The sequence below is a fragment of the Pseudomonas sp. PS01300 genome (genome assembly GCF_029960155.1).
GTDB lineage: Bacteria > Pseudomonadota > Gammaproteobacteria > Pseudomonadales > Pseudomonadaceae > Aquipseudomonas > Aquipseudomonas palmensis.
Genome location: NZ_JASCPN010000118.1, coordinates 1 through 5,829 on the forward strand (window position 1 = coordinate 1; position 5,829 = coordinate 5,829).

At 67.6% G+C, this 5,829-nt stretch carries 4 protein-coding genes and 1 pseudogene; 1 reads left to right on the plus strand and 4 read right to left on the minus strand.

Features of this window, described 5'->3' with window-relative positions; genetic code table 11:
* Positions 1–87: 87 nt before the first annotated feature.
* Positions 88–744: a CoA transferase subunit B gene (locus tag QMX96_RS26330; RefSeq protein WP_054915387.1), complete on the minus strand. Its 657-nt coding sequence runs from the start codon at positions 742–744 to the stop codon at positions 88–90.
* A 36-nt stretch (positions 745–780) separates the two neighbouring features.
* Complete coding sequence (locus QMX96_RS26335) at positions 781–1,479, minus strand: CoA transferase subunit A (RefSeq protein ID WP_043862941.1); 699 nt, start codon at positions 1,477–1,479, stop codon at positions 781–783.
* A 206-nt stretch (positions 1,480–1,685) separates the two neighbouring features.
* On the opposite strand from QMX96_RS26335, the gene QMX96_RS26340 reads away from it, so the two are divergent.
* Positions 1,686–2,507, plus strand: coding sequence for an aldo/keto reductase (locus QMX96_RS26340; RefSeq protein ID WP_043862942.1), 822 nt, complete (start codon positions 1,686–1,688; stop codon positions 2,505–2,507).
* On the opposite strand, the gene QMX96_RS26345 is transcribed toward QMX96_RS26340, so the two are convergent.
* Both QMX96_RS26345 and QMX96_RS26350 read right to left on the minus strand, forming a co-directional pair.
* Positions 2,508–5,606, minus strand: a complete 3,099-nt coding sequence (locus tag QMX96_RS26345) for an error-prone DNA polymerase (protein ID WP_218186780.1) — start codon at positions 5,604–5,606, stop codon at positions 2,508–2,510.
* Positions 5,582–5,829 (minus strand): annotated as a pseudogene (locus tag QMX96_RS26350) (DNA polymerase Y family protein); the annotation flags it as partial. The pseudogene QMX96_RS26350 and the gene QMX96_RS26345, both read right to left, overlap by 25 nt.

The following is a 5,829-nucleotide window of genomic DNA, read 5'->3' on the forward strand; positions in this document are numbered from 1 at the left end:
GGCCGGCTCCTGCACAGGAATGCGTGGTTCCCTGCAGGAGCCGGCCTTGCCGGCGAAGAGGCCAGCACAGGCAAGGCGGTTATCAGCCTAGAACGTCATCTCTTTCACATCATCGGCCACGATCAGCTTGCCGGCGGTCTTGGCGACGATCTCTTCCACGCTCACCCCCGGCGCTGTCTCGCGCAGGATGAACGCGCCATTCTCGATCTCAAGATAGGCCAGGTCGGTCAGCACCTTGCGGATGCAGCCGGCACCGGTCAGCGGCAGGCTGCAACGCGACAGCAGCTTGGACTCGCCGTCCTTGGAGGCATGGGTCATGGTGACGATGATGTTCTCGGCACCGGCCACCAGGTCCATCGCCCCGCCCATGCCCTTGACCAGTTTGCCCGGGATCATCCAGGAGGCGATGTTGCCCTCCACGTCCACCTCGAACGCCCCCAGCACGGTGAGGTCGACGTGGCCGCCACGGATCATCGCGAAGGACTCGGCCGAGTTGAAGATCGACGCGCCGGTGCGGGCGGTCACGGTCTGCTTGCCGGCGTTGATCATGTCGGCGTCCAGCTGCGCTTCGGTGGGGAATTCCCCCATGCCCAGCAGGCCGTTCTCCGATTGCAGCATCACGTCCATATCCGCCGGGACGTAGTTGGCCACCAGGGTCGGGATGCCGATGCCAAGGTTGACGTAGTAGCCGTCCTTGAGTTCACGGGCTACACGTTGTGCCATTTGTTCGCGGGTAAGTGCCATGCTCAGGTTCTCTTTGTTGTTCTGCGCGGGGTCGGGTCAGGCTTTGACGGTGCGTTTTTCGATACGCTTCTCGAACGTGCCGACGATGACCCGGTCGACGTAGATGCCCGGGGTATGGATCTCGGTAGGCAGCAGCACGCCTGGCTCGACGATCTCCTCGACCTCCACCACGGTGATCTTGCCGGCGGTGGCGGCCAGCGGGTTGAAGTTCTGCGCGGTGTTGCGGTACACCACGTTGCCGTAGTGGTCGGCCTTCCAGCCCTTGACGATGGCGAAGTCACCGGTGATGGCTTCTTCGAGGATGTACTTGCGCCCGTTGAATTCGCGCACTTCCTTGCCTTCGGCCACCGGGGTGCCGTAGCCGGTGGCGGTGAAGAAGGCCGGGATGCCGGCGCCGCCGGCGCGCATCTTCTCGGCCAGGGTGCCTTGCGGGGTAAGTTCCACTTCCAGCTCGCCGCTGAGCAGCTGACGCTCGAACTCGGCGTTTTCGCCCACATACGAGGCGACCATCTTGCGGATCTGGTGGTCTTCGAGCAGCACGCCCAGGCCAAAGCCGTCGACGCCGCAGTTGTTGGACACCACGGTCAGGCCGCGCACGCCACGGCGCTTGATCTCGGCAATGAGGTTTTCAGGGATGCCGCACAGGCCGAAGCCGCCTGCCAGTACGGTCATGTTGTCGGCAAGGCCTTCGAGGGCCTCTTCATAGGTCGCTACGCGCTTGTCCAGTCCGGCCATGCTGATTCGCCTTTTGTAGTTGTAGAACCGACGAGGGTCGTCGGAGAGCGTCTGGGGCCATCTTCGCCCTTGGCCACTCATTTGTTAATTTTGTTTTTTTGATGGATTGATTGGTTATTCAAATCAATGTCGATGCGGGTAGGCTTGACCCGCCACAAAACCCTAAAGGACAGTAGACCACCCTCCCCACTTTGCAGGAGCCTTCCATGCGTACGCTCGAACTCGGCGACTCCACCGTACCCGTCATCGGCCAGGGCACCTGGTACATGGGCGAAGACCCCGGCCAGCAGAAAGCCGAGGTCGCCGCCCTGCAGCACGGCATCGACCTGGGCCTGACGTTGATCGACACCGCCGAAATGTATGCCGAGGGCGGCGCCGAGCGGGTGGTGGGCCAGGCCATCCAGGGGCGTCGCGAGCAGGTCTGCGTGGTCAGCAAGGTGTACCCGCACAACGCCAGCCGCAGCGGCATCCCCGCCGCCTGCGAGCGCAGCCTGCAGCGCCTGGGCACCGACCATATCGACCTGTACCTGCTGCACTGGCGCGGCCAGTACCCGCTGGAGGAAACCGTCGAAGCCTTCGAGCGCCTGCGCGAGGCCGGCAAGATCCGGCGCTGGGGCGTGTCCAACTTCGATACCGATGACCTGCGCGAGCTGGACAACCCGGCCTGCGCCACCAACCAGGTGCTGTACAACCCCGAGCAGCGCGGCATCGAGTTCGACCTGCTGCCCTACAGCCACAAGCGCCACTTGCCAACCATGGCCTACTGCCCGCTGGCCCAGGCCGGACGCCTGCTCAAAAACGCGACCCTCAACCAGATCGCCGAACGCCATGGCGCCACCGCGGCCCAGGTGGCGCTGGCCTGGGTAACCCGAGAAGACGGCGTGATCGCGATCCCCAAGGCGGTGGACAAGCGCCATGTGCAGCTCAATGCCGCCGCGGCCAGCCTGACCTTGAGCAGCGAAGACCTGCGCGCCATCGACCGCGCCTTCCCGCCGCCCACTCGCAAGCAGCGCCTGGCGATGGTGTGATCAGCGAAAGTCGCGGCTGCGCACATCCAGCCCGTGCAACAGCGGGCTGAGGTCTTCCAGGCGCTTCGCGATCAGGTGGCGCACGCCGTCGGCGCATTCGAGCGTACCCATCACCCGCAGCAGTTGCGAGCCCACCAGCACCCGGCGCTGACGCTCGGCCAGCTCGCGCCACACCACCACGTTGACCATGCCGAACTCATCCTCCAGGGTCACGAAGGTCACGCCGCTGGCAGTGCCTGGCCGCTGGCGCCCGGTGACCAGCCCCGCCACGCTCACCGCATCGCCGTGTTCGGCCCCCTCCAGGGCCTGCGAACTGCGACAGCCCAGGCCATTCAGGCGTCGGCGCAGCAGGCTCAGCGGGTGCGGGCCCAATGTGGTGCCGACGCTGGCATAGTCGGCAAACAGGTCCTCGCCCACGCTGGGCACCGGCAGGTTCACCGGCGCTTCACGGGGCGGCTCCACCCCGGCGAACAGCGGCAGTTGCGCCTGCACCGCCGCCACTTCCCAGCGCGCCTGATAACGGTGCCCGGCCAGGGCGCCCAGGGCCCCGGCATCGGCCAGCAGCGCCCGCGCCCGCGCATCCAGGCCGGCACGCAGGCACAGGTCGGCCACATCGCCGAACGCCCGCTGCGCCCTGGCCTGTGCCAGGCGCAGGGCATCGTCCTGGCGAAAGCCGCGCACCTGGCGCAGGCCAAGGCGCAGCGCCAGTTCATCGCCGCCCACCGGCTCCAGGCTGCAGTCCCACTGGCTGTGCTGCACATCCACCGGGCGAATCTGGATGCGGTGGCGGCGCGCGTCCTGCAGGATCTGGTCCGGGCTGTAGAAGCCCATCGGCCAGCTGTTGATCAGCGCACAGGCGAAGATCGCCGGCTCGTGGCACTTGAGCCAGCAACTGGCGTAGGTCAGCAAGGCAAAGCTGGCCGCGTGGGACTCGGGGAACCCGTAGCTGCCAAAGCCCTTGATCTGCTCGAAGATGCGCTCGGCGAACTCGACGCTGTAGCCGTTGTTCAGCATGCCCCGGGTCAGCCGCTCGCGGTGTGGCTCCAGCCCGCCGTGACGTTTCCAGGCGGCCATCGAACGGCGCAACTGGTCGGCCTCGCCCGCCGTATAGTCGGCGGCCACCATGGCCAGCTCCATCACCTGTTCCTGAAACAGCGGCACGCCCAGGGTGCGCTCGAAGACCTTCTTCAGCGCATCCGACGGGTAGGTCACCTGCTCCTGCTTGTTACGCCGGCGCAGGTACGGGTGCACCATGTCGCCCTGGATCGGCCCGGGGCGCACGATGGCCACCTCGATCACCAGGTCGTAGAACTCGCGTGGCTTGAGCCGCGGCAGCATGGCCATCTGCGCCCGTGACTCGATCTGGAACACCCCCACGGTATCGGCACGGCCGATCATGTCGTAGGTGGGGACATCGTCCGGCGGCAGGGTCGCGATGGTCAGCTCGCGCCCGCGGTGGTAGCGCACCAGGTCGAAGCAGCGGCGCAAGGCGCTGAGCATGCCCAGGGCCAGGATATCGACCTTGAGCAGGCCGACCATGTCCAGGTCGTCCTTGTCCCACTGGATCACCGTGCGTTCGTCCATGGCGGCGTTCTCCACCGGCACCAGGGTGTCCAGTGGCTGCTCGGAAATCACGAAGCCACCAGGGTGCTGCGACAGGTGCCGGGGGAAGCCGATCAGCTCGCCGGTCAAGGTCAGCACCCGGTGCAGCAGCGGGCTGTCGGGGTCGAAACCGGCTTCGCGCAACCGCTCCGGCGGCGGGATGCGGTCGGTCCAGCGCCCGCAGCAATCGGCCAGGGCGTTGATCTGGTCGGGCGGCAGCCCCAGCACCCGGGCAATGTCGCGCACCGCCCCGGCGGCATGGTAGGTGCTGGCCACGGCCGTCAGGGCGGCGCGGTGGCGGCCATAGCGGTTGAACACGTATTGCAGCACCTCTTCGCGCCGTTCGTGCTCGAAGTCCACGTCGATGTCCGGCGGCTCGTCGCGTTCACGCGATAAAAAGCGCTCGAACAGCAGGTGCGTGCGGGTCGGGTCCAGCTCGGTGATGCCCAGCACGAAGCACACCACCGAGTTGGCTGCCGAGCCCCGGCCCTGGCACAGGATGCCCTGGCCACGGGCAAAATGAACGATGTCGTAGACAGTCAGGAAGTAGCTCTCGTAGCCCAGCTCGGCGATCAGCGCCAGTTCGTGTTCGAGGGTCTGGCGCACGGCCGGCTCGATTCCCCCCGGCCAGCGCCACGGCACCTGGCGTTCGCACAGCGTGCGCAGCCAGCCGGTCGGCGTGTACCCCTCGGGCACCACTTCGCGCGGGTACTGGTAGCGCAACTGGCCGAGGTCGAAGGTGCAGCGCCGGGCAATCTCCAGGGTGGCCTCAAGCAGGTGGGCCGGGTACAGCTCGGCCAGTTGCGCCAGGGGCCGCAGGTGCCGCTCGCCATTGGCAAACAGGTGCTGCCCGGCACCGGCCACGGTGCTGTGATGGCGCAGCGCGCTCATGCAGTCCTGCAGCGCGCGCCGCCCACGCGCATGCATGTGCACGTCGCCACAGGCCACGGCGCGCAGGTTCAGGCTCGCGGCCAACCCCTGCAGTTGTTGCAGGCGCTGATGGTCGTCGGCACCGCGATGCAGTTGCACCGCCAACCACAGGCGCTCGCCGAACACCTCGCGCAGCCACAGGCCGGGGCCGGCCTGCAACGGCTCGTCCGGCACCCACAGCGCCAGCAGGCCGTGCAGCGGGCCGGCGAAGTCTTCGCGCAGCAGCTGGTATTCGCCCTTTTTCGCCCGGCGCCGCGCCAGGGTGATGAGCCGGCACAGGTGCTGGTAGCCGCTCAGGTTTTCGACCAGCAGCACCAGCCTGGGGCCGTCGTGCACCCGCACCTCGCTGCCGACGATCAGCTTGAGGCCCGTCTCCCTGGCCGCCTGCCAGGCGCGCACGATACCGGCCAGGGTGCATTCGTCTGTGATCGCCAGGGCCTGGTAGCCCTGCTGGTGCGCCCGCTCGAACAGCTCGCGGGCACTCGAGGCCCCGCGCTGGAAGGTGAAGTTCGACAGGCAGTGCAGCTCGGCATAGCCCACGCTCATGCGAACCAGCCCTGCAGCCACAACGGCCCGCCTTCGCCCAGTGGCCGGTAGGCCCAGCCGCGCTGGCCGGCCGGGGTTTCGACCAGGTAGTAGTCACGCCGTACATCGCCGCCATCCCACCAGCCGGATTCGATCCGCTCGGGCCCGGCCAGCAGGCGCAGGCCCTCGGGCGCCAAGGCCTGCGGCTCGGCCAGCAGCCAGCCCGGGCGCGGCGGCCCGCCCGGCGCACGGGCCAGCGGCGGGG

What these genes read in the sequence shown, in the direction of transcription:
- QMX96_RS26335 (WP_043862941.1), bottom strand. Translation starts at nt 1,479, where the DNA reads ATGGCCGGACTGGACAAGCGCGTAGCGACCTATGAAGAGGCCCTCGAA.
- QMX96_RS26330 (WP_054915387.1), bottom strand. Translation starts at nt 744, where the DNA reads ATGGCACTTACCCGCGAACAAATGGCACAACGTGTAGCCCGTGAACTC.
- QMX96_RS26340 (WP_043862942.1), top strand. Translation starts at nt 1,686, where the DNA reads ATGCGTACGCTCGAACTCGGCGACTCCACCGTACCCGTCATCGGCCAG.